Annotated in this window: 23 protein-coding genes and 1 pseudogene; 13 read left to right on the top strand and 11 right to left on the bottom strand. The window is 39.5% G+C overall.

Features of this window, described 5'->3' with window-relative positions; genetic code table 11:
• Positions 1 to 9: 9 nt before the first annotated feature.
• The 4 genes from HC000_RS12340 to HC000_RS12325 all read right to left on the bottom strand — a co-directional run bounded on the left by HC000_RS12340 (position 10) and on the right by HC000_RS12325 (position 4,780).
• Positions 10 to 1,809, bottom strand: coding sequence for a glycoside hydrolase family 3 protein (locus tag HC000_RS12340; RefSeq protein ID WP_179807803.1), 1,800 nt, complete (start codon positions 1,807 to 1,809; stop codon positions 10 to 12).
• A 206-nt stretch (positions 1,810 to 2,015) separates the two neighbouring features.
• Complete coding sequence (locus HC000_RS12335) at positions 2,016 to 2,801, bottom strand: heme ABC transporter ATP-binding protein (RefSeq protein ID WP_179807802.1); 786 nt, start codon at positions 2,799 to 2,801, stop codon at positions 2,016 to 2,018.
• A complete protein-coding gene (locus HC000_RS12330) occupies positions 2,802 to 3,857 on the bottom strand; it encodes an iron ABC transporter permease (RefSeq protein WP_011329709.1) in 1,056 nt (351 codons plus the stop codon).
• Positions 3,858 to 3,862: 5 nt separating this feature from the next.
• Complete coding sequence (locus tag HC000_RS12325) at positions 3,863 to 4,780, bottom strand: ABC transporter substrate-binding protein (RefSeq protein WP_179807801.1); 918 nt, start codon at positions 4,778 to 4,780, stop codon at positions 3,863 to 3,865.
• Positions 4,781 to 4,904: 124 nt separating this feature from the next.
• Here HC000_RS12325 and HC000_RS12320 point away from each other — a divergent pair, with 124 nt between their 5' ends.
• The 8 genes and pseudogenes from HC000_RS12320 (at position 4,905) to HC000_RS12285 (ending at position 13,285) form a co-directional block, all read left to right on the top strand.
• The gene (locus tag HC000_RS12320) at positions 4,905 to 5,600 is read left to right on the top strand and encodes an energy transducer TonB (RefSeq protein ID WP_157696012.1); all 696 of its coding nucleotides are present in this window, start codon (positions 4,905 to 4,907) and stop codon (positions 5,598 to 5,600) included.
• A gap of 14 nt (positions 5,601 to 5,614) precedes the next feature.
• Complete coding sequence (locus HC000_RS12315) at positions 5,615 to 6,166, top strand: MotA/TolQ/ExbB proton channel family protein (RefSeq protein ID WP_011329712.1); 552 nt, start codon at positions 5,615 to 5,617, stop codon at positions 6,164 to 6,166.
• Entirely contained in the window at positions 6,159 to 6,572 is a 414-nt protein-coding gene (locus HC000_RS12310) for a biopolymer transporter ExbD (RefSeq protein ID WP_179807800.1), read from the top strand. Before HC000_RS12315 ends, HC000_RS12310 begins: the two co-directional genes overlap by 8 nt.
• A 146-nt stretch (positions 6,573 to 6,718) precedes the next feature.
• Positions 6,719 to 8,806 carry a TonB-dependent receptor gene (locus HC000_RS12305; RefSeq protein ID WP_089369033.1) on the top strand — a complete coding sequence of 696 codons (2,088 nt, stop codon included), beginning with the start codon at positions 6,719 to 6,721 and terminating at the stop codon, positions 8,804 to 8,806.
• A 45-nt stretch (positions 8,807 to 8,851) separates the two neighbouring features.
• Positions 8,852 to 9,904: a ChuX/HutX family heme-like substrate-binding protein gene (locus HC000_RS12300; RefSeq protein WP_179807799.1), complete on the top strand. Its 1,053-nt coding sequence runs from the start codon at positions 8,852 to 8,854 to the stop codon at positions 9,902 to 9,904.
• Between the two features lie 827 nt (positions 9,905 to 10,731).
• Positions 10,732 to 12,249: an RNA-guided endonuclease TnpB family protein gene (locus HC000_RS12295; protein ID WP_089369036.1), complete on the top strand. Its 1,518-nt coding sequence runs from the start codon at positions 10,732 to 10,734 to the stop codon at positions 12,247 to 12,249.
• Positions 12,250 to 12,270: 21 nt separating this feature from the next.
• Positions 12,271 to 12,825: pseudogene (locus HC000_RS12290) on the top strand (GGDEF domain-containing protein); the annotation flags it as partial.
• 250 nt (positions 12,826 to 13,075) lie between these two features.
• Complete coding sequence (locus HC000_RS12285) at positions 13,076 to 13,285, top strand: cold-shock protein (protein WP_002959120.1); 210 nt, start codon at positions 13,076 to 13,078, stop codon at positions 13,283 to 13,285.
• A gap of 1,048 nt (positions 13,286 to 14,333) precedes the next feature.
• Here the strand turns inward: HC000_RS12285 and HC000_RS12280 are convergent.
• Positions 14,334 to 15,557 (bottom strand): NupC/NupG family nucleoside CNT transporter, encoded by a 1,224-nt coding sequence (locus HC000_RS12280; RefSeq protein ID WP_179807797.1) that lies wholly within the window; start codon positions 15,555 to 15,557, stop codon positions 14,334 to 14,336.
• Between the two features lie 17 nt (positions 15,558 to 15,574).
• Positions 15,575 to 16,204, bottom strand: a complete 630-nt coding sequence (gene udk, locus HC000_RS12275; protein WP_011329721.1) for a uridine kinase — start codon at positions 16,202 to 16,204, stop codon at positions 15,575 to 15,577.
• 191 nt (positions 16,205 to 16,395) lie between these two features.
• Between udk and HC000_RS12270 the strand changes: the two genes are divergently transcribed.
• Together HC000_RS12270 and deoD are read left to right on the top strand one after the other, a co-directional pair.
• Positions 16,396 to 17,613 (top strand): phosphopentomutase, encoded by a 1,218-nt coding sequence (locus HC000_RS12270; protein WP_179807796.1) that lies wholly within the window; start codon positions 16,396 to 16,398, stop codon positions 17,611 to 17,613.
• A 13-nt stretch (positions 17,614 to 17,626) separates the two neighbouring features.
• Positions 17,627 to 18,328, top strand: coding sequence for a purine-nucleoside phosphorylase (gene deoD / locus HC000_RS12265; RefSeq protein WP_179807795.1), 702 nt, complete (start codon positions 17,627 to 17,629; stop codon positions 18,326 to 18,328).
• Positions 18,329 to 18,897: 569 nt separating this feature from the next.
• Here the strand turns inward: deoD and HC000_RS12260 are convergent.
• The 4 genes from HC000_RS12260 to HC000_RS12245 form a co-directional block, all read right to left on the bottom strand.
• On the bottom strand, positions 18,898 to 19,272 hold the full coding sequence (locus tag HC000_RS12260; protein ID WP_257025514.1) for a hypothetical protein: 375 nt from the start codon (positions 19,270 to 19,272) through the stop codon (positions 18,898 to 18,900).
• 90 nt (positions 19,273 to 19,362) lie between these two features.
• Positions 19,363 to 19,731, bottom strand: a complete 369-nt coding sequence (locus HC000_RS12255) for a hypothetical protein (RefSeq protein ID WP_086993876.1) — start codon at positions 19,729 to 19,731, stop codon at positions 19,363 to 19,365.
• A 78-nt stretch (positions 19,732 to 19,809) separates the two neighbouring features.
• Positions 19,810 to 20,013: a hypothetical protein gene (locus tag HC000_RS12250; protein ID WP_179807794.1), complete on the bottom strand. Its 204-nt coding sequence runs from the start codon at positions 20,011 to 20,013 to the stop codon at positions 19,810 to 19,812.
• 107 nt (positions 20,014 to 20,120) lie between these two features.
• Positions 20,121 to 20,222 (bottom strand): ATP-binding protein, encoded by a 102-nt coding sequence (locus tag HC000_RS12245; protein ID WP_275942346.1) that lies wholly within the window; start codon positions 20,220 to 20,222, stop codon positions 20,121 to 20,123.
• Here HC000_RS12245 and HC000_RS12240 point away from each other — a divergent pair.
• The 3 genes from HC000_RS12240 to HC000_RS12230 all read left to right on the top strand — a co-directional run bounded on the left by HC000_RS12240 (position 20,183) and on the right by HC000_RS12230 (position 21,751).
• Positions 20,183 to 20,722, top strand: coding sequence for a hypothetical protein (locus HC000_RS12240; RefSeq protein ID WP_275942347.1), 540 nt, complete (start codon positions 20,183 to 20,185; stop codon positions 20,720 to 20,722). The two genes, HC000_RS12245 and HC000_RS12240, sit on opposite strands and share 40 nt — an antisense overlap.
• A 55-nt stretch (positions 20,723 to 20,777) precedes the next feature.
• The gene (locus tag HC000_RS12235; protein WP_179807792.1) at positions 20,778 to 20,918 is read left to right on the top strand and encodes a hypothetical protein; all 141 of its coding nucleotides are present in this window, start codon (positions 20,778 to 20,780) and stop codon (positions 20,916 to 20,918) included.
• Positions 20,919 to 21,226: 308 nt separating this feature from the next.
• Positions 21,227 to 21,751 carry a hypothetical protein gene (locus HC000_RS12230; protein ID WP_179807791.1) on the top strand — a complete coding sequence of 175 codons (525 nt, stop codon included), beginning with the start codon at positions 21,227 to 21,229 and terminating at the stop codon, positions 21,749 to 21,751.
• A 21-nt stretch (positions 21,752 to 21,772) separates the two neighbouring features.
• Here the strand turns inward: HC000_RS12230 and HC000_RS12225 are convergent.
• On the bottom strand, positions 21,773 to 22,132 hold a 360-nt coding region (locus HC000_RS12225), incomplete at its 5' end, for a transposase (protein WP_179807790.1).

Here is a 22,132-nt window from a genome sequence, read left to right as displayed (position 1 = left end):
AAGTTCTCCTTACTTTTTTATTGTTACAGGCAAAGTGCCATTAGCTGGCAATTTACCTAACAGTACGTGTGCTAAAGCGGTAAATGCGGGGCCTGTTACAATATCGTTTTTATCGTGATCAATATTATAGGCATATGATGCAAGTACAGCATGCGCATAATCGCTAAACTCAGCAATGTCGTAAGGCGCTCTTAGACTAATAAATACCGTGTTTTTATTTTGCTTTTTTGCCACTTTTAATAACGACTCAAGTGCTTTTGGTTGCTGTGCGTTGCTAAGTGCAAATTGAGGAGCGTTTTTTAAATCATCCATACCGCCAATTTCTACCGCACTTTGATTTGGCGTTGCGTTACCCGCTATAACAACATCGGCTTTATTAATGTCTGTGTGCGCTTGTTGCGGATCAAAGCCTTGCAAGCTACTACAAGTATAGTTAAGCGTTTGTTTACTAATGCTTTGCAGGGCTTGTTGTAGTGCCATGCATTTGCGGGTGTCGGGCATTATAATATGAACATGTTGCCCAGTTTTAAGTGTAAGTGGCAGTGTATTATGAGTGTTTTTAACCTGTGTAATAGCCTCTACCGCTAATTGTGCTTCAATATCGCGATGCGCTTTACTCCCAATAACGTGCTTGGCGTTAACTAGCGCATTAATGGCATTAAAACTGGTATTAAGTTTAAACTTACTTTTAAGCGTTGTAATACGCTGCGCCGACTCAGTTATTTCTTGCTGATTAAGTTGCTTTGACTTAACTGCAGCGACTAAATCTTTAATGAGCTGATCAAGTTTGGTTAAGTCATCTATGCTGCGAATTTCTATTGGCATTAAGGCAATATCGACCCCTGCAGCAAAGGTGTTTATAACCGCTTGAGTAGGATTAAAAAAGTGACTAATACCTGCCATATCAAGTGCATCGGTTACTACTACGCCATTATAATTAAGCTCATGGCGTAAAATATCAGTAATTATTTTACGCGACATAGTTGCGGGTTTAATCATGCTTTTACCATCAACACTGGTAAAGGTACTGCTATCAAGCGCAGGGTACTGAATATGTGCGGTCATGATCATGCCAGGGCTTTGCGTGGCAATAATCTGTTTAAAAGGGGCTAGATCTTGTTGGTAAATAACCTCTTTTGCATGGTTTACCCTAGGTAAGCCCGTATGGCTATCTACGTTAGTGTCGCCGTGGCCCGGGAAATGTTTAAGTGAACTAATAATGCCGTTATTTTCAAACCCAGCAACTTGAGCGGCACCTAAAGTTGCAACGCGCTTAGGGTCCTCGCCAAAAGAGCGTACATTAATAACGGGGTTATCTGGATTCATATTTACGTCGATTGAAGGCGCATAATTAACGTTAATACCCAAAGCACTTAGCTCGGTGGCCATTACTTTAGCGCTTTGCGCGGCAAAATAACTGTCGTGCTTTTCAAAAGTAGCACCAATCGACATATTACCGGTAAACGAGGTTGCTACATCGCGCGGTAGGCGTGCAACACGGCCGCCTTCTTGATCAACCGAAATAAACAAAGGTAATGCAGAGCTTGATTTACTTGCAGCATGTTGTAATTGTTGGTTAAGGGTAATTATTTGTTCAATAGATTGGGTGTTTTCAGAAAATAAAATCACCCCGCCAATATTGTATTTACTAATGGCGTTTGCCAGTTCATCGGGTAATTGAGTCATTGGCGTTCGGCACTGTTTGCTTGCACCTTGGTGACAAAAATAGCGAAAGTCGAGTAATAGCTTTTGGCCAAGTTGTTGTTCAAGCGTAAGCGCAGGTTGAGCTATAGAAGATTGTAATGGCATTAAACACCCGATTAAAAAAGCAATAGACGATACAGCATACTTATTTAGCAAAACACACTCCAAAGCTAAATAAAATAGATAAGTGCATGCAGCTTATCTATTTTTTAGTGCAACTGCAAAGCCGATACGCAATAGCGGTGCGTTTAAGTCTTATTGATTTTTAAAGCTGAATAAACGCTGATATTAGGGCGTTATTTTTAAGTAATTTAGTAACACATTTGAATGTGTGGCATAACCTCGGTGGTGTTATTTTCAAGCCTGGCGCTAATGTTATATACCCGCTTAAGCAGCGCAGGGGTAAGCACTTCTTTTGGTGTACCGCATGCGGCTACTTCGCCATTATTAAGCATGTAAATTCGATCTGCAAAACTGGCAGCAAGCGATAGGTCGTGGATCACGGCAACCACTCCTGCGCCTTGGCTTGCAATACTTTTAGCTTGAGCCATTACATCGTATTGATGAAAAATATCTAAGCTAGAGGTGGGCTCGTCAATTAGTAAGTAAGGTGTTTTATTGGCAACTAGGCTAGGCTGAATTTGGCATAATACCCGCGCAAGTTGTACGCGCTGCTTTTCTCCGCCAGAGAGTTGTGTAAAGGTATGGGCTTTTAAGTGCGTTACACTAAGTGCTTGCATTACTTGCTCTGAAAAATGCATAAGCTGCTGTTTACTATAGTCTGCTTGATGGGCAAAGTGCGCCATATCAACCACTTCAGCTACGCTAAATGGAAAGTCGAGTTCGTAATTTTGCGTAAGCACAGCGCGTAATGTAGCCAAGCTTGCTATTGAGTAGTCGCTAAGTAGGCGATCATTAAGTGTGATATCACCATTATTAATTTTTATATCGCCGCATAAGGCTTTTAGTAACGACGATTTACCTGCTCCATTAGGGCCTATAATTACCACTAACTCGTTAGGTTTTACATAAAAGTTAATATGCTTGAGTAGTTTTTTTTGCCCAATTTGGGCCGACACATTATTAGCGCACAGCATTTATAAGCTCCGTTGCTGATAAGTTTTTAACAACATAATTAAAAAGAAAGGGCCACCAATAGCACTGGTTATTAAGCCAATAGGTAACTCTGCAGGGAGCATCACAGTGCGTGCAAATAAATCAGCAAAGCTTAATAACAGCGCCCCGCCTAAAATACTTGCTGGCATTAAGTAACGATGATCGGGCCCTAAAACAAGCCTTACAATATGCGGCACAATAAAACCAACAAAGCCAATAATACCGGTAATGGAGACGGCAGCACCGGTGCACAATGCCGTACAAATAAATACCTGTTTTTTAAGCCGCGTTACATTAATGCCTAAATGTTTAGCTTGCGCTTCGCCTAGTAAATATAAATTAAGAGGTTTTGCTAGGCGTAGTAATAAAACCACACTCAAAACAATAATACATAAAGAGGGCAGCATCATGGCAAAGTGATTACCGGCTAACGACCCCATACTCCAAAATGTTAAATCGCGCAGTTGTTGCTCGTTACTAATTAATGTAAGCCCACCAATGAGCGATCCCACAATGGCGTTAACAGCAATACCTGCTAGTAATAAGCTTATAATTGTAAACTGACCACTGTGAGCGCTTAATCTATAAATAAATACACACACACTAATACAGCCAATAAATGCGCCAACCGGTACTGCATAAACACCCAAGGTGCTGCTAAAGTTAGCAAATAAACTACTGCCTAACACTATAGTGGCTACAGCGCCAAGTGCTGCACCACTCGACACACCAATTAAACCCGGATCGGCTAATGGGTTTCTAAAAATTGCCTGCATAGCACAGCCACAAGCGGCTAGCCCTGCACCTACCACCATGGCTAACACTATGCGCGGTAAGCGTATTTGCCAAATAATAGCGTTTTTTAAGCTATCAGTTTCAAGCTGGTTAATTATTGCCACTATTTCACTTAAGCTTAAATTTACGCCACCTTTACTTAGTGCAATAAAAAACATAAAAACACAGGCTAAAAATAAACAGGGAATGGCCATTTTTCGCTGTTTTTGTTCGGTTAATAGCGTACTTCCTAATGCCAGCATAGTTATTACTCACTTAGCTCAATGTTAGGTTGAGAGGCTTTAGCAAAGCGAAACTTATACGTTGCAGGTAATTTAGCATTAGGGTGTAAAACACTCGCAAGCTCTACTACTGCTTGTGGTGTACGTGGACCCATGCCTAATAAATAACTGCCGTCGAAGCTATAAACTTGCTTATTTTTAACTGCATTAGAGAACTTAAAATGTGCTAGTTTTGATACGTTTTCCAGTGGGGTGTCGCCGTGTCGTCCCATGGTAATAATTGCGTCTGGATTAAGAGCAAGGGCCGCTTCAGTTGAAAGCGGTTTCCAATTTTGTATATGCTCTGCTGCAATATTAATTGCTCCAGCGGCATTTATTAATTCATTTGCAGAGGTATTTTCCCCGGCTACAATAGGTTGCCCGCTGCGTACATTAAGAATAAAAAGTACTCTAGGCTTATAAGTACTTTGTTGTAAAACTGTGTTTAAAGCAGCTCTGTCTATTGCCAAGCTATTTGCAAGTTGCTCTCCCTTTTTAGGTACATTGAGTAAACGTGCAATGTGTTTTATTTTAGCTTCAATACCTAAAAAGTTATCTTCTTGTGTAAGTATGGTCATGTTTATTCCCGTACTTTTTAGCTGCTCTACTACCTTTTGAGGCCCTGTGTCGGCTTCGCCTAAGAGTAAATCTGGGCTGAGCGATAATATCCCCTCTGTACTTATTTTTCGTACGTACCCTATTTGCGGTTTTTTAGTCGCAGCATTTGGAAATACACTGGTGCTGTCTACACCTACAATACGATGCTGCTCATTAAAGGCATAAATAATTTCGGTTATTGAGCCTCCCGAAACAACAATTTTTTGTGCCGAAAATGGAGCTGAATTACTGCTACAAGCAAATGTTAACAGGGTAAGCGTAATTAAATATGTGAATAGGGGTTTCATAACAAATCCAATGTTGATATTATCAATAAACACGAACAATAACAGTTATCATTTATATTTAAAAGCTATGAAGTTTACTATTTTTATATTACTGTCAGCAGTTGCTCATTATATTGGGTTGTTTATGCAACCTGCTCCCCCTAAAGCTATGACATTTTCGCAGGGGCAAAAAGCCGATCGTGTAGCAATTAATATTATTAACTCAACCCAGGTTAACGCCAGTAAAGTAGCTAAAAAAATACCAGCTGAGCCAAAACTAACAGCGCCTGTGGTTAAAAACGATAATGTTAGTACTGAGTTTTCGGGCACCAAGCAGCACCTTAAAATAGTAAAAAAAACACCTAAAAATATAAAAAAAATAATAGATAACCCGCCAAAAAAACCAGCTAAAGCCAAACCGGTTAACATAGCTAAAAGCACTGAACATAAAAAGTCTGTAAAAAATGCCCCTGCAAACAAAAATAAAATAAAGCCTGCTGCGCCCAGTTCTAGTACCACAAAACTAAGTAACCAGCACTCTGCTACTAATCAATTAGTTACCGTAACCGAATTACCATTATTTAAAGCCCCTAAGCCAATATTAACGTATCCGTTACGGGCTAAAAAAAGAGGTTACGAAGGGGTTACGTTATTACAAATTGAGTTGAATAAGCAGGGGCATATAGCAAAATTAACTGTGTTAAAAAGCAGCGGATTTACTGAGCTCGACAAAGCTGCTTTAAATAATGTAGCGCAGTGGCAGTTTCATCCTGTTGTTAAAAATAACCACCCGATAAAAGCACGATTTAGCGTGCCAATTCGGTTTTCGTTAAACGTATAACAAAGAGTAATAACATGCAGTCAACTTTTAATGCGGTAGGTATTATGGCTTGGCCATTACTATTGGTGTCAATTATAGCTTTGGCTATTGTGCTGGAGCGCAGCACTATTTTAATTATTGCTAAGTGGCAATTAAAGCAACATAAACTAGGGACAAGTCAATTTGCAATTACGCTGCAAGCTAAGCAGTTGCTGCACAGTGAGCAACGTTTGCAATGGTGTCAATTGTATTTACAAGACTGCTTAATTGATTGGCGAAAACGGCTAAACATATTGAGCTTATTGGCCTCTTTAAGCCCTTTAATGGGGTTACTTGGTACTGTGTGGGGGTTGGTCGTTATGTTTAAACGTATTGCCGAAACTAACCAAGCGGTTACGCCTGCTTTACTAGCTGATGGCTTGTGGGAAGCTATGTATTCAACTATGGCTGGATTAGTTATTGCTATTCCATGTTTATTAGTTAGCGGCTTATTAAACACCATACTAGAAGGGTTACAAAATGATTTTACAAGAATTATCAATCATTTAAATTATAAGTTTACCTATAGTGACTCACCTTATGCTTAGCTTGCCACCGCATAATACAGCGGCGCAATTAGTGCCAGACTTAACCGCTTTGCTTGATGTGTTATTTATTTTATTGGTTTTTTTATTACTTACAGCAGCGGTTAAGTTAAATATGCTTGATGTAACGCTTCCCGATACAGGTAAAAACACCAGCACACCGGTACAACAAGCAGATGTACAGGTGCTTAGTATTCGGTTAGAGCATAATAAGCTTCAATACGCCCTCGAAAAAGAATCATTTACTACGTTAAATGAAGCGATTAACGCCTTAAAAAACAGTAAAGAAAGCTTACCTCTGTATTTAGCGGTTGATCAGCAAGTACCTAGCGGCGAATTAGTAAAGCTATTAGCTAAACTTTCTGCTGAAAAGTATCAAGTTGCAAATATTTTAGTTAAAAACGATTGATAACTATTATCATTTGATGTTTATTTTGTTATAGTCAAGTTGCTTTAGGCAGTAGGGGCTAACCCAAAGCGTTATGTAATTTTTTTGCATTCAATATAAGTAGAGCAAAAGAGTAAACAAAATATAATTATTAAATGGAGTAAATAATGCGTATTACCAAACTGGCAGCTTGCCTTGCCACTCTGTCTTCGCCCTTAATGGCAGCTGATCTTGAAAACCCTAACCACACTAATATGCCGGTTACAGCACTTGATGCCGTAACCGTTACGGCAACCCGTACCGCAAAGTCTGCACTAAATTCAGCTCAAGCCGTTAATGTTATTAACGCAGAACAAATAGAGCAAGTACTTGCTAGTAGCGTATTCGACAGCCTTATTAGTATTCCTAACGTTACTGCAACCGGTGGCCCACGTAATATGGGACAAAAGTTTAATGTACGTGGTTTTAGTGACGCAGAAGATGTGTTGATAAGTGTAGATGGTGCAATTCAAACATTTGAAAAGTATCGAATGGGAAGTTTTTTTTCAGATCCTGAACTTTATCGCTCTGTAAATGTTAAACGTGGACCAAGTACTGTTTTGCATGGCGGTGGTGCTTTAGGTGGTGTGGTAGAAATGGAACTTAAAGATGCCAGCGACTTTTTAGCACCGGGTGAGCAAGGTGGCGTTAAAGTTAAGCTAGGTCACCATGGCAATAATAATGAAAATAACGGTACCGTATATGCTTATGCACGCCCTACTGACTCATTAGATATACTTACTTCGTACGTAAAGCGCAGCAGTGACGACTTTAAGTTATCAAATGGTGAAACGCTCGATAATTCGGGTATTGAGGCCGAATCGTTGCTTTTAAAAGCTGAATATTACTTAAACGAAGACTCCTTAATTGGATTGTCGTATACAAAAAGTGAAGACAATCAGCGCACCGAGTTTAATACTACCGATCCTGGCGCATGGGGTACGGTATATAGAGAAATTGAACAATCGGTTACTAATTTAAGCTATGAGCTTAACCCCGCCAATAATCCTTATGTAAATTTAACAGCACGCTTAGGGCGCACCCAAAGTCAGGTTGTTGAAAGTGATGGTTCAGGCACTTTAAAAGATTTTATTGGCTTAGAGTCTAACTACGAATACAACATAACTACACTTGATATTGCGAATACATCTTTAATTAAACAGCATACTTTAACCTATGGCATGCAGTATTCTGAAAAAGATCGAGTGGGAACCAAGTTAAGTTATCCATGCCTTAATTTAGACATGCAAACTTATCAATGTATTGATTATGCAGAGCAAGCAATACAAGACGAAATAACCTCACAGCCCGGAGGTACTCAAAAACGTATAGGCGTTTACCTACAAGACGAATTTACTTGGCAGGCATTAACGCTTACCACAGGGCTACGTTATGAAAAGTATAAAACCACAGCAACCTCTAGCTTTGCCAACTCATTTAATAATTTAGATACCGATGTTGATCACTCTCAAGTGGTGCCTGCATTAACCGCTCACTATCAAATTAATAACCAGCTAGCTGTTTTTTCAAGTTATCAGCAAGGATTTAGAGCCCCATTAATAGATGAGCTTTATGATCAATATGGTGGCCGTGATCCGGCACTCGAACTTAAAGTAGAAAACAGCACCAATAAAGAAATAGGTGCGAGTTACCAAAACCAAAACATATTTACAAACAGAGATGCTTTAACTGCCCGTGTTATTTATTTTAAAGTAAAAATAGATGACGAAATTCAATCAAACACCAATATAGCCACTAATCCCGAACCCGCAGCGCGTTATAACAATAGTGGCGAAAACCAACGAGACGGCATTGAGTTTGAAATTAATTATGCACATACCTTAGGTTATGCCAACTTTTCTTATAGTCGAATATCAGGTGAAAACCAAAACAATGAACCACTTTGGTATTTACCAGCAGATAAATTTGCACTAAGTAGCGGGTTAAACTTTTTTAACGACGTGCTAAAAACAGGCTTTAATATTCAACATGTTAATGATCGCACTGTACTTGTAGCAGGTATTGAGCAGCAACATAAAAGTTATGTTTTAGCCGGTATAAACGCCAGTTGGGATATTAACGACAGCTGGAATGCCCGCTTAGCAATAGATAATTTATTTGATAAAGAATACCAAGTTATAGCGGGTACTACAGGCGCCATTGGCGACTATGGTGTTGGCCGTAATATTAAAACGCAAATTAGTTTTAAATTTTAAGTTGCCGTAATGGCCACTTAGGCCATTACCTTTTAGGAGTAAATTATGAATACCTTAGTTAACCAATACCAAACATTAAAAGTAGCGCAGCCCAATATTCGCAGTGTAGATGCCGCCGTACAACTTGGCACCACAGAAGCACAACTTATTGCTTCTCAAGTAGGGCAGCAAGCAATTAAATTAAATATTAATCAAATCGAAAACATTCTCAAAGGGTTAAAAAAGCTAGAACATGTAATGGCACTTACACGCAACGGCGTTGTAGTGAGTGAAATTAAAGGCTGCTACGAAAAACTATATACTTCACAGCGTAATAATAAAAAAATGGGAATAGCAATTAACCCAGGAGGCATAGATTTAAGGTTGTTTTTATCGCAATGGGCCAGTGTATTTGCTGTTAAGTTAAATAACATGGTGAGCATTCAGTGCTTTGATAAACATGGCCTAGCCGTTCATAAAATATTTAATACAGATAAAACTAATTTAACCGCGTATCAGGCGCTAATTAATAAATATAGCGACCCAGAGCAAAGCACTACATTAATGGTCGAGCCAATCAAAACCCAAGAGCTTGAGCCCGCGCCGCAAGAAAATATAAATGTAGCAGGCTTTTTAACCGCATGGGAAAACTTGCAAGATGTGCATCATTTTCCGGCATTATTAACCGAGTTTAAAGTAGGCAGAATACAAGCACTTGAACTTGCACAGCCCAATTGGGCACAAGAAATACCAACCACAAGCTTACCGTTAATATTTAGCACGTTAAAAGAGCAGCAAAGCGAGGTAATGATTTTTGTAAATAACAACGCCGCGGTGCAAATATACTCAGGAGCACTCAATAACTTAAAGCAAGTAGGCCCTTGGTATAACGTACTTGATGAAGACTTTAATTTACATATTAAAAGTGAAGGTTTAGCGCGTGCTTTTGTCGTTAAAAAGCCAACAGATAACGGTAATACTGTGGTGCACTCAATAGAGTTTTTTGATGAGAGCAGCAACACAGTGATGACCTTATTTGGCCGCAGGGTTGAAGGTAAAGAGCAACCGAAGCAGTGGATAACGCTGTGTAATAAATTAATCGATAGTTATAAAAGTTAACTTGATACAACACATTTCTAATTATTGTCTACCGATAGGTAGGCAATAATTAACCGGAACTCTGGTTAAGAGATTTATTAACGTATTGAATCATACTTATATTTAAATTTATTTTCTCTAGCCAGAGGCTTTTAGCGAATTTACGCGTCAATAGCTGGCTTATTGCAAGTAAATTCAACGCAGTTAGCGTTGTAAATAGCTACTTGAGATAGTTTTGTTATCCAAAGCTTAGGTTAATTAGTACTTCACATTATTAAAGTTGGTTAGATTCTTGGTTTTAAAGCAGGTAGTATAAAATGTATTGAATATATTATGCATGCAAGTTGTACGTGAGGTATAGACAGAGTGTTTCACAAACTATTACCAACATTAAACCTCAGGTTTCTTATACTATTACTTGTTTTACTTGCCTCTATTTGCACCTTAGTAAGTAGTTTTTATGCTACTTATCAAGTGCAAAAAGAGCAGTTAATCAACTACACGTTACACAGTAATTACGCTTATGCTAATAAGCTTGCTTCAGCAACAGATAGCTTTCTTGAACATTTGCAGGGTGCATTCTCGTCGGCTTTAGCTACGAGTTAAGCCCTGCGGTTTTAGTGGTTGTGTTTTGCTACAGCTTTACTCTATTTTACAGCTAGTTCAGAGGGTGGCTTACGCTGCGAGCGAACACGTCACAGCGGTATTTTGCAACGAATGCTAGGTGTACTTGGTTCTTATAAACGCAGTTCCTGCCAGTTCTCCATTCGTGCATATTAAACTCATGATTGTTTTTTGTATAGCGCTATAATATTCTGTGTTTAGTGACTGTTCAAGGCATTTAATTAATGGCAATTCGTGGCTTTAATATCGAAATAACTTACAAAATGAGTAGTAAAGCAGCTACTCATTTTGCGCGGTGGATTGGTGGATCGAATGTCATGCGTAATCAGAGAATTGAGGAAAGCCTCGAACTTATCCGAGCCGACAAAGGCTCGGATATTGATCAGAAGTATGCAGGTATTAAGGCTAAACCTGAGCTTTCCTTCTTAAAAGAAATACCACCACAAATACTTCGAAACGCTGCAAGTATGTTATTTAGTGATATTAATGCGTGCCGAAGTGGGCTTCGGAAGTTTCCTAAGCCCAAAGGGCGTAATCGCAAGCGTAGCTGTGTAGTAACAAAGGAAATGTTCATCCTTGAGCCGCTAAACGAAGGTCGGGCACTTCTGACATTCTACGAGAAGGCTTCGAAGAAGCCCGCACGTATGTTTTCTATAAAGCTCGACTACGAACCCGACCAGCTCGCAAAGCAGTTCCGTATATCGCGCCAAGGTAGACGCTTCTACCTCTCAGGGTCGTATAACGACGGTGTTGAGTCTGCAACGAATGAGGAACTGTTGAAAGGCTTTGTTGCACAAAGCCTCAGTGATGACGAATTACTATCCCAAATCACAGGTATCGACCGTGGCGTTAAGCTGCCTATTGCAACAAGCGACGGTTTGCGCAAAGCCTATAGCCCTGAGACGACTGAAAGGCTAAAGCGATTAGTGCAAAAGAAGGCTCGGTATCAGCGTATTTTGGCGCGTAAAAAGCGCCAAAACAATAACAAAAACACTAGACGTGTTGAGTCTAATGAGCAGCAAAAGCTAGCAGATAAGATAGCTAACTTCGACGCCAAGACTGCGCGAATTAGGCACGACTTTTTGCACCAGACCTCGAAAGAGGTCGTGCTTTCGGCGAAGTCTATAATCGCTTTGGAAGACTTAAAACTCAAAAACATGACCAAGCGTGCTAAACCAAAGCGCGGCAAGCATGGCCGTGGCTATGCGCGTAACAACGCGAATGCCAAGAGCAGTTTAAATCGCTCATTATTAAATGTCGCTTTAGGAAAGCTTGGTGACTTCATCAAGTATAAAGCGAACGACTACGGTAAGGCCGTAGTCGAAGTGAGCCCCGCAGGCACGTCGCAGACGTGCCATATGTGCGGTGAAAAAAATACGATAAGACCTCAGCAAGATACATTAATTTGTTTAAATGGCTGCGGAACTTTTCATGCGGACGACAATGCCAGCATTGTCGTAGCGCAACGAGCTGTACCTTACATACAAGAGTCTACGTTTGCCCAGAAAGCAAAAACTCGTAAGAAAACAGCAGTACGTAAAAAGGCGGTAACACCGCCGTTGGGGAGCGAACTGGCCTCAACTGAAAAATCAGGGGAGTTAGAGACTGCATCAACTGATGTGTCCCTTGTGTGCTCACGCACGCAAGCTGACGTAAGACCGTCATCGACGGCAAGCCTTGTACAAAGAAACTCTCTTACAACAATGGACGCCAGTGTTACTGGCGTCTTGGAAACTCGATAGTTTTAGCTACGAGTAGTTCATAGTCAGCAATTAAAAGTAGCAATGTTAAAAGGCGAAAGTATTTTACAGCTGCAAATAGGGCAGTTACGCCACGATGCACAAACAGATCCTCTAACGGGGCTTCATAATCGCAGAAGCTTAAAAGTATGGCTTGATAAACTAATCCACGAACAAACGTTATTTACCATTTTAGAAATAGACATCGACTTTTTTAAACGCGTAAATGACACATATGGCCATGACAAAGGCGATGAAACACTCAAAGCATTAACCGTGCTTATTCAAAGTATTGCTCGCAAAGACGATATTGTTGCGCGCATTGGCGGCGAAGAGTTTGTACTTGTAATACCTAATCAAAACAGTGAAGGTGCATTTAAAATAGCTGAAAGGTTGCGCCTTGCAGTTGAGTCGTCACATATAGATACAGTTGGTTACATAACCATATCAATAGGTATTGCTAGTTACCCAGAGCACGGCACTAATATTGAGCAAGTATTTAAAAAAGCCGATAACGCACTTTACTATGCAAAAGAGCATGGTCGTAACCGTAGCGTTATTGCTAATTTAATAGAGTAACTGAAAGACCCTTAACTAATCTAAACAAGGTTTATTATTTTAAAACTATTTAAATAATAAGCTTGACACAAATTAAAACTTCTATATAGTGGGCCGCAGCTAGAAAGAAAGTATGTAATCTATAAATCTCCATTTCGATGTTGTATAAGTAATACTTGTAGTACCGTCCTGAAGTTTTTAAAGTACCATCTCATTTTTTGCTATACCCGCTCATATGAGCATATTTTTATTTTTATATCAGGATATTACAATGTCAAACATCGTATCAGGTACAGTTAAGTGGTTTAACGAGTCTAAAGGTTTTGGTTTCATCGAGCAAGAAAACGGCCCAGACGTTTTCGCACATTTCTCAGCAATCAAAAGCGAAGGTTTCAAAACTTTAGCTGAAGGCCAACGTGTAGAGTTCACTCTTTCACAAGGTCAAAAAGGTCCACAAGCTGATAACATCACAGCTGTATAATTTTACTTTTTAAGTAAAATGAAAAAAAGCGCTTAAGGCGCTTTTTTTGTGCCTAAAATTTGGTATTCCTCGGTAACTCCCCCCACAGTATTGTATTTCAACGTATTAAATTTAACTGCCAAACTCCGTATCGATTTTGTGAATGCAATTTTATATAAAATACAGGTGCCAGGCTCCAAGCTTTAGGCTCTAGGTTTCAGGATTTATATCTCAGGCAAAATTTGCCAAGCTCAATGTGTATAGCTTTGGCCGTAAATGCAAAAGGCAGAGCTCAGGCTTGAGATATCAATCAACTATCAATTAACCAATCAACTATCAGCGAGCAGTTAGAACCCCATCCAAATTAATGGCTGCGAAAGCAGGCGGGAGTTTACCTCGCGTTTTTTACTGTGTTTTCGATGTTGTATATAAACTTACCCTGGGCGAGTAGCTTGTTACCTGCCGCACGCTCGTAGTACGAAAAACGTATTCGTAAAAGGTGATGAGATCACAAAGTAGTGATTTAAACCCTATAGATGAAATGCCAGCATGAGGTAAAAACAGGTTTATATTTCAGGTTTTGGGCGTCAGGTGTTTGATGCAAATTCAATGTTTAGCTTTGGCTGTAAATACGAAAAGGGATAGCACTCAGGCTTGAGCTGTCTGCCAGTCAACTATCAACTATCAACTTCTTAATTATTAGCGAGTAGTTATAATCCCACCCAAGTTAATGGTTATGGAAGTAGACGGGAGTTTCTCTCGCACGCTTTTTACTGCTTTATATTACGCTTATGACAGGGGACTGTTATCTGATGTTGATCTCTGGTTGCTGGTGAATACCATTTTAGTGTTTAAAGGCGGTGGTTGGCAGGTGGTTCTTTATTTTATTATATGATTCAAAGATTAGCCTTTAAGCTCATTATAAGCCTATTGATAAGCCAATTTATAAGCCCAAAACGATAAAAGGGCCTTGCGGCCCTTGATGAAGTATCGTTCAAGTCAGATAGAGCTTTAACCCCTTAAAGCACTATCCTATTGTTTTGCAACAGTGGTTCATCTCATTAAGTTTCTAAGCTAGCGAGAGGAAAAATCCAGCAATTGCGGCGCTCATAAGGTTAGCCATAGATCCTGCTAACACTGCTCTGAGCCCTAAGCGAGCGATATCCTTTCGCCGACTAGGCGCCATACCGCCTAATCCACCTAGTAAAATGGCTATCGATGATAAGTTAGCAAAGCCACACAGTGCAAAAGTAACAATTGCTTGTGTGTGCGCACTTAACGTATCGCGATAATTTATAAAGTCTAAGTAAGCAACAAATTCATTCACTACTAACTTTTGACCAATAAAGCTACCGGCTAGTATTGCTTCATTCCATGGCACACCAAGTAACCATGCAACAGGCGCAAATACATAACCTAAAATTTCTTGCAGCGTTAATGTCGGGTAGTCAAACCAGCCGCCAATACCACCTAATAAACCGTTTAACAATGCAATTAATGCTACAAAAGCAAGTAGCATTGCACCTACGTTTAGTGCCAAGTGCATACCACTTGCAGCACCCGATGCAGCAGCATCAATAACGTTAACGGGCTTTTCATCATCTACATCTAAGTCAGCTAAATTGTCTTTAGGCGTTTCGGTTTCTGGCACAATCATTTTGGCCATTAAAAAGCCACCAGGAGCCGCCATAAAGCTAGCTGCTATTAAATACTTAAGGTCAATACCAATAATTACGTAACCGGCCATAACAGAGCCTGCTACCGTTGCCAAACCACCTACCATTACGGCAAATAATTCCGATTTGGTCATAGTGGCAATAAAGGGTTTAACAATTAACGGTGCTTCTGTTTGACCAACAAAAATATTAGCAGTGGCCGATAGTGATTCAGTACGTGAGGTTTTTAACAGCTTTTGCAAGCCGCCACCTAAAATCTTAATAACCCACGCCATAATGCCTAAATGATATAACACGGCCACTAACGCAGAGAAAAATACAATTACCGGCAGTACTTGAATAGCAAAAATAAATCCTAATGTATCTTGCGATGCTAAAGGTCCAAACAAAAAGCTTATACCGTCGTTAGCAAAACCAATAACCGATGAAACAGCGGAAGATACACTTGCTAATGCATTTTTGCCTGCATCAAAAAATAATACAAAACCACCAATAATTACTTGCATCGCAAATGCGATACCTACCGTTCTAAGCTTTATTGCTTTGCGATTAGTTGACGCCGCAAACGCAATAGCTAGCAGCATAAACATGCCAACTACGCTCATAAAAGTTGTCATACAAATGTTTCCCGTTACTATTCTTGAAGAATATGTTTAATTTTACTTTTTATTATATCAATCGCAACGCGATTCATGCCGCCTCGAGTGACAACTAGATCTGCATTATGCTTTGACGGTTCTATAAATTGATAAAACATCGGTCTAACAGTTGCTTGGTATTGTTCAACAACAGATTGTAATGTTCTGCCCCTTTGCTCCATATCGCGTTGCATTCTACGCATTAAGCAAATGTCTAAGGGAGTGTCTATAAACACCTTAATATCAAATTCTTTATTAAGCGCTTTATCGCTAAGTAGTAAAATGCCTTCTACGATTAATATTTTAGCTGCAGTTACATACCGCGTTGTTTCGCTGCGAGTATGTTGTGCATAATCATAAATAGGTACTTCTACAGCGTGGCCGTTACGAAGTTGTGTTAAATGCTCATGCATTAGCTTATATTCAAATGCATCAGGATGGTCGTAGTTAGTTTGCGTACGATGTGCAAACGGTAAATGCGACTGATCCTTATAATAAGCATCCTCTTCGATAATGGCGATAGCGCCTGGTTCAAGTTCATTAACCAATTCATTGTAAATTGTTTGGCTAAAAAGAGATTTACCCGACGCTGATGCGCCAGCAATGGCTATAATAGTTCGTGTCACTAAAGTTCTCACCCACACAGGAAGATATATTGTTGGTAGATCACAATAGCAAAAAAGACACGATTAATCTCTTTTGCTTCGCTTAAGGGCGTAAATTTATAATGTTTAGGTTATATGAAACAGGACTTATGTCCTGTGCGTAAAAATCGAAGAGCAGATAAAGTAACCATATTGAATAACGGGAGGTCACAATGGCAAGAGCAATTATCCTAATGGCGGACAGTTTAGGAATTGGCGCAGCACCAGATGCAGATAAATTTGGTGATATTGGCGCGAATACTTTAGCACATCTGCTAAAAGCATATTATGACGAAACAGGCACAGCATTATCGCTACCTAACTTATCAAAGTTAGGGTTAATAGATGCCTGCGAAGCGGCCGGTAAAGAGCCTTGTTTAGTGTCAAATCGTTCAGCATCGCAAGGTGCATGGGGATACGCTAAAGAGCTTTCGAGCGGTAAAGATACGCCATCAGGCCATTGGGAAATGGCGGGAGTACCCGTTTTATTTGATTGGGGTTATTTTCCTAAAACTCAGCCAAGCTTCCCACAAGAATTTATTGACGAGCTTATTGCTCGTACCGGTATCCCAGGCATATTAGGCAACTGCCATGCATCAGGAACCACTATTTTAGAGCAGCTAGGTGAAGAGCACGTTAAAACAGGTAAACCTATCTGTTACACCTCAGCTGACAGCGTGTTTCAAATAGCCGCGCATGAAGAGTCATTCGGCCTAGAAAAGCTTTATCAGGTTTGCGAAACTGCACGGTCGCTACTAGATGAAATGAATATAGGACGAGTGATTGCGCGGCCATTTTTGGGTTCAAATAATCAAGATTTTGCCCGTACCAGCAATCGCCGTGACTACTCGGTATTACCGCCAGCCCCTACATTGCTAGACGTACTAGCAAAAGACGGTGGCGAAGTAATAAGTATTGGCAAAATTTCAGACATATACGCGCATCAAGGTATTACCCAAAAGCATAAAGCACCAGGGTTAATAAACTTGCTGAAAAAAACCAACGAATTAATGCAAAGTGCGCCCGATCACAGCTTAATATTTACTAACTTGGTCGACTTTGACGAAATGTTTGGTCATCGTCGTAATCCTGTTGGGTATGCAAAAGCGTTAAAAGAGTTTGACGATTATTTACCAACTATATTAAACGCACTAAAAGCCGATGATTTACTAATTATTACTGCCGATCATGGCTGCGATCCAACCTTTCCAGGTTCTGAGCACACCCGTGAATACGTACCAGTAATTGCTTACCAACCGGGTATGACCGACACCCCACTTGGTGAGCGCAATAGTTTTGCAGACATAGGTCAAACCTTAGCACAATGGTTTAACTTACCTGCGCTTGAATACGGTGATGGCTTTATAGATAAGCTAACTACATCTAAATAAAAAGGAAAGATTAATGAGTACTCCGCATATCAATGCAAACGTAGGTGATTTCGCCGAAACAGTATTAATGCCAGGCGATCCGCTACGTGCAAAATATATTGCTGAAAACTTTTTAGATGACGCAAAACAAGTAACCAGTGTACGTAACATGCTTGGCTTTACAGGCACTTACAAAGGTAAGCCTGTAAGCATTATGGGATCGGGCATGGGCATTCCATCAATGTCTTTGTATGCGCGTGAGCTAATTGTTACTTTTGGGGTTAAAAACCTGATTCGTATTGGCACGTGTGGCGGTATTGGTAGCGACGTTAAAATACGCGATGTTATTTTTGCACAAGGTGCATGTACCGATTCAAATGTAAATCGTGCCCGTGTACGCGGTACTGATTTTGCAGCAATTGCTGACTTTGACCTGCTTTTAAACGGCGTAAATGCTGCAAAAGATCTTGGTATTAAAGCAAAAGTAGGTAACGTATTTACTACCGATACATTTTATCAAGCCGACGACACCTTTTATAAAGATTTAGATAGATTAGGTGTGCTTGCTGTTGATATGGAAACAGCCGGTTTATATGGCGTTGCAGCCGAATATGGCGCAAAAGCAATGGCGCTATTCACAGTAAGTGATCATGTGATCACTGGCGAAGCAACTCCTGCTGACGAGCGTCAAAGCACATTTAACGAAATGGTTAAAATTGCTTTAGAGTCTATCTAAGTAATTGGCTATTTAAGTAAAACAGTTCCTTGGTAACGTATTCACTAAATTTTGGAGACACGCCCAAAGTGAAGTGAGACTAAACCCCAAAGCCGCATTTATGCGGCTTTTTTTATGCTTAAACTTTAGTTTTTAACGTGAGTTAGCTCTGCATCTACAAATTAAGTTTAAGCCAGATATTATTTTGCAGCCAAGCAACTTACTGGCGTAATGCGCTAAAACCTGTTTGTATACTTTCACACCTTCTGCTCTTTATACAAAAACATCTAAGCCCATTTATTCACAAAGAGAGTATGAGACGCTGCGCTTTTAAAAAAATAACAAAGCCAAGAACAATGTGTTTTATGTCTACTCATTTACTCTCATTGTCTTCTCTTTTTGCAAAAACATTTAAGCCCATTTTATTCACAAAGAGGGTATGAGGCGCTGCGCTTTTAGAGGAATAACGTAAGCGCGCATTTAAGCAGTGCGCTTACTTTGAAACAATAAAAAAAGGCCGCTCAGTCGCAGCCCTCTCATTTGAATTTAAAAAAAGTGCCCAATTAAAAATGGACTTGTAAAATCTAAAATTAATATTTTCTACGATTTATAGAAAAAGTAACTTCAGCTTCTCCAGTGTTAAGGTTAAAAGAATCTAATTTACCTGAGCAAATAGCCTTATCTCTATATGATCCACCCTCATTCTCAGCAATTACTTTTTGAGGTAACATTTTACCACTTCGATAATCTTTCATGATAACAAAGCGAAAGTGACAACGAGGAGCTACTGAACTATCACTAAATTTATATTCAAAATCTACTAAGCGAACTACATCAGGGTAATTACTAAATACATAAAATCGGTCAGCTGAATTAGCACTAAGAGTTTCTAATGGCTCTGGTGAATAACGTGGATGTTTGAACGTCTTTACTCGTAAATGTGACATCATAATCTTTAGAGTCATTCTCAACATTAACTTTTATATTTGCTACTGCAGAAGAGCTTATAACTAAAGCTGATGTAAACAATATTTTTTTTAACATAAACTAATCCTTTATATTTTGTTGTGATAATAACTTCCTGATTCGTAAGAAGTCATAAAGGACAGTACACCACTATCATTCTTTTTAACAGCTAAATTAGGTACAGAATTATTCTCTTTATCTATTTCTATTACCTGTCCTATCCGACCTGAATTTAATCCTAATTGCTTTCCTAACTGCTCCATTTCTTGTTGCATTTTAGGAAGGATTTCTGTTTTTAATTGCTCAGCTGCTTGAGCATATCGTTCTCTTTCTTCTGGAGATTCAGCATTTTTAGCTCGTTGCTCAAACTCTGCAATACCTTCTTTTGCTCCCTTAACATCGCCAACTCTACCGTTATAACCAAAAAATACATCCATAAAATTATTAGATACCTGCATAGCGCTTTCTCCTTGTGTATATAGACTAAAGTTTAGAACAAATAGTGAGCATTTGACAGTGTGAAATAACGTTGCACTTCACGACTGTTTTTTCTTCGATACCCACACAGGAAGCTCTAAATTATTCCCTTCAGCGAGCCACTTTTCGAGGGCCTCTTTTTTGTCTGCTGGCGCTAGTTCGTCTCCCTCTAAATCAGCATAAAATTGACGTGTTTTTTCACTCTCTAAATCCGAATTAATTGCATCGCATAATTGCGTAATATCATCTTTTTTCGGCGTCATTTTTCGCTCCTTTTTGCACCCAATTTAGGGGGTGCACGAACCACAATTTTAGCGTAGCGTTTAAAAGTTATCTAGCGTCAATTAACTTGGCCGGTTGACACCGAATTTCATTTGCTCTTATTGAGCGCTGTTTTGCGCTGGTAACTGTCACCTTCGCAATGAATAATCGTTGCATGATGAACCAAACGATCGATTGCCGCGACAGTCATTGTTGAATCTTCAAATAGTTCATCCCATTGCTCAAATGATTTGTTTGATGTGTAAGCGCGCATTTAAGCAGTGCGCTTACATTCGTTTTGTCGATGGACTCACAGCAAAGTTAGGGTGGCTCGATAGACACCATATCACATTGCTCGATATCAATGGGCTCAGTAGCAGAATAGATGCAGAACTTACAGATAACGCGCTTGTTTTCATAGGTCAAAGTGCCAAACATTTCCCCGATGTCTTTTGCTTTAATCTCAATAAGCAAAAAATGATCAATGCTTCGGGTAATCATACGCAACTCACAGGCCTTGATTTTGGCCTAGCTAAAAGATTCAATTGGTTCTCTGAAGACGGCTTATCGTTGCAAGGCGTACTGCGTTTCAGCAAAAACCAGTCAAACCTGTCCCAAGCTCCTGTAGCAGTGATCATTCATGGGGGCCCGAAAGACTTTTCTGAATTGCAATTATTCAGCGATCACCACTGGCATGCCCCCTATTTGTAAGCGCTCAATTCTGCGCGTATATTGACAATTATGCTAATTGATCGCTGTTGCTGAAATGCCAATTTCAGTCATGGATATTGAAGAGTGTGTTATTAGTGATGAGCATATTGAAGCGTGGCAAAATGATTACGATGAAGATGATTTTGGTGATGTCGATCAAGTCAGCTTTATTAAAATAGCGAAAAGTAATACATAGAAAAAAGGCTTGCGGTTTGCATAAACCAAGAGCCTTTGCCTTTAGGAACTAGTGATATGTGGTGTAGGCTTATAATCGTTGGTGCTTTTGCATGCTCATATCCAAACTTATTGCATTCCGTAGTATTCACCTTACTTCACATTGTGATAAAAATAAAATTATTAATGTGCCTCGCTTACAAGCTGTCGCTTCCTACTTCATTTATTTCTAAACAACATGCAAAAATATAGCAGTTAAAGACTGTTTGCTTTTTAATCGGAAGTCGTTATTGTTGAATTGAAATTACATCTAATATAAGGATATAATTTATGAGCAAAGTTTCTCTCACTTTAATTTTACTCTGCGGGATTAGCTTCCAGGCGAAGGCTCAAAATTCTGATCTTCACGTTAATAAATACTCTCAAAGCAAGCGTGTGGAATCGTTTGAATTAAACAACCTCCAAAAAAGTACACTACAAGCTATTATCCAAAATGCTGAGTCAGATAAAGAAATAGATGCTGAATATGAAACCGGGGTTATAGATACATTTGGGGATTTGAGCCGGAAAATCCCTTACACGGGCGTAGAAGTTATAAACATAAATCTAAAGGGCAGTAAGAGCAGCTTAGCAAACTACACTCTAAAACCAGTTTATATCGCTTATGGCGATGATTTAAAGTTAAGAAGAGTAGAGTTCGAATCAAAAAACAAAAAAATTAATGCTAGGCTGTATTCATTTATGGAAAGTGACGAAAGTGCTTCGTCTTCTAAACGTTATTATGAATTCATTATTAATATGAATGAAAAAGAAATGTTTATAAAACTCTCAAAAGATTGGCTGGTTATTAAGTAAGCGCGCATTTAAGCAGTGCGCTTAGCTATAATCGAAGTCTAGCTGCACATTCCACGGCATTAGGTCGGTAAAATCATCATCACCCTCATCTCGATTCGGCAACGTTTTAAATAAATGCACAAAGTAGTAATAAGGATTGATGTCATTGGCACGACACGTCATCACAATACTATAGAGTGTGGCGCTTGCTTGGGCACCATTAATTGACTTTGAGAATAGCCAGTTTTTCCTACCAGTGGTAAACGGCCGAATATCTCGCTCAGTAATATTATTATCAATCCCTAGTTCGCCATCTTCACTATATCGCATTAATTTCGGCCATTGATTAAGCGTGTATTTTATCGCTTTGCCAATATAACTCCCCGCCGTTACTTTACCTTC

Origin of the sequence: Pseudoalteromonas sp. MIP2626, from assembly GCF_013414205.1 — a bacterium.
Classification (GTDB): Bacteria; Pseudomonadota; Gammaproteobacteria; order Enterobacterales; family Alteromonadaceae; genus Pseudoalteromonas; species Pseudoalteromonas nigrifaciens.
This window is presented reverse-complemented; position numbering and strand designations above follow the sequence as displayed.

Coding starts and splice junctions, on each gene's coding strand:
- HC000_RS12340 (WP_179807803.1), bottom strand. CDS start 1,809: ATGCCATTACAATCTTCTATAGCTCAACCTGCGCTTACGCTTGAACAA.
- HC000_RS12335 (WP_179807802.1), bottom strand. CDS start 2,801: ATGCTGTGCGCTAATAATGTGTCGGCCCAAATTGGGCAAAAAAAACTA.
- HC000_RS12330 (WP_011329709.1), bottom strand. CDS start 3,857: ATGCTGGCATTAGGAAGTACGCTATTAACCGAACAAAAACAGCGAAAA.
- HC000_RS12325 (WP_179807801.1), bottom strand. CDS start 4,780: ATGAAACCCCTATTCACATATTTAATTACGCTTACCCTGTTAACATTT.
- HC000_RS12320 (WP_157696012.1), top strand. CDS start 4,905: ATGCAACCTGCTCCCCCTAAAGCTATGACATTTTCGCAGGGGCAAAAA.
- HC000_RS12315 (WP_011329712.1), top strand. CDS start 5,615: ATGCAGTCAACTTTTAATGCGGTAGGTATTATGGCTTGGCCATTACTA.
- HC000_RS12310 (WP_179807800.1), top strand. CDS start 6,159: ATGCTTAGCTTGCCACCGCATAATACAGCGGCGCAATTAGTGCCAGAC.
- HC000_RS12305 (WP_089369033.1), top strand. CDS start 6,719: ATGCGTATTACCAAACTGGCAGCTTGCCTTGCCACTCTGTCTTCGCCC.
- HC000_RS12300 (WP_179807799.1), top strand. CDS start 8,852: ATGAATACCTTAGTTAACCAATACCAAACATTAAAAGTAGCGCAGCCC.
- HC000_RS12295 (WP_089369036.1), top strand. CDS start 10,732: ATGGCAATTCGTGGCTTTAATATCGAAATAACTTACAAAATGAGTAGT.
- HC000_RS12285 (WP_002959120.1), top strand. CDS start 13,076: ATGTCAAACATCGTATCAGGTACAGTTAAGTGGTTTAACGAGTCTAAA.
- HC000_RS12280 (WP_179807797.1), bottom strand. CDS start 15,557: ATGACAACTTTTATGAGCGTAGTTGGCATGTTTATGCTGCTAGCTATT.
- HC000_RS12270 (WP_179807796.1), top strand. CDS start 16,396: ATGGCAAGAGCAATTATCCTAATGGCGGACAGTTTAGGAATTGGCGCA.
- deoD (WP_179807795.1), top strand. CDS start 17,627: ATGAGTACTCCGCATATCAATGCAAACGTAGGTGATTTCGCCGAAACA.
- HC000_RS12260 (WP_257025514.1), bottom strand. CDS start 19,272: ATGACTCTAAAGATTATGATGTCACATTTACGAGTAAAGACGTTCAAA.
- HC000_RS12255 (WP_086993876.1), bottom strand. CDS start 19,731: ATGCAGGTATCTAATAATTTTATGGATGTATTTTTTGGTTATAACGGT.
- HC000_RS12250 (WP_179807794.1), bottom strand. CDS start 20,013: ATGACGCCGAAAAAAGATGATATTACGCAATTATGCGATGCAATTAAT.
- HC000_RS12245 (WP_275942346.1), bottom strand. CDS start 20,222: ATGACTGTCGCGGCAATCGATCGTTTGGTTCATCATGCAACGATTATT.
- HC000_RS12235 (WP_179807792.1), top strand. CDS start 20,778: ATGCCAATTTCAGTCATGGATATTGAAGAGTGTGTTATTAGTGATGAG.
- HC000_RS12230 (WP_179807791.1), top strand. CDS start 21,227: ATGAGCAAAGTTTCTCTCACTTTAATTTTACTCTGCGGGATTAGCTTC.